Source organism: Streptomyces beihaiensis (assembly GCF_026274175.1).
Classification (GTDB): domain Bacteria; phylum Actinomycetota; class Actinomycetes; order Streptomycetales; family Streptomycetaceae; genus Streptomyces; species Streptomyces beihaiensis.
In genome coordinates, this window is the sequence record NZ_JAPHNL010000232.1 from 1 (window position 1) to 634 (window position 634).

Genomic DNA, 634 nt, shown 5'->3' on the forward strand with positions numbered 1-634 from the left:
CCCGACCCGGCGCGGGCCGTCCGTGCCGCCCGCCGGACCGACTCCGCGGACGCCGCCAGCAAGGGCAGGCGGACGGCCGGGCTCGGGATGCGGCCCTCGGCGTGCAGGACGCCCTTGACGACGGTCGGGTTCGGTTCGGCGAAGAGGGCGGCCGACATGTGCGCCAGATCGGCCCCCAGCTCGCGTGCGGGGACCGCCGCGCCGTCGTGCCACAGCCTGATCAGCTCGGCGAAGTCCGCCGTGCGGAGGTTGGCCGAGGCCAGGACGGCCCCGTGGGCGCCCGCCGCGAGGAGCGGGGAGATCACCGCGTCGTCGCCGCCCAGGACGGAGAAGCCCGGGGGCGGGCTGCCGAGCAGTTCCATCGCCTCGGCGGTCACCGCGCCCGTCGCGTACTTGACCCCGACGACCTCCGGCAGCCGGCCGAGCGCGTCGAGGGCCGCGGTGCCGAGGGGCTGGGCGGTGCGGTACGGGATGTCGTAGATCACCAGCGGCAGCCCGCCCCGCTCGGCGAGCGCCGTGAAGTGCGCGAGGGTGCCCGCCTCACCGGGGCGCGTGTACGGCGGCGCGGGGACGAGCGCCGCGGCCACGTCGCCGCTCCGTGCCAGCTCACGCAGCGCGATGACGGCGGCGGCCG

At 77.9% G+C, this 634-nt stretch carries 1 protein-coding gene; it reads right to left on the reverse strand.

From position 1 onward, the window contains the following. On the reverse strand, positions 1–634 hold a 634-nt coding region (locus OFY01_RS18340), incomplete at both ends, for a dihydrodipicolinate synthase family protein (RefSeq protein WP_266601252.1).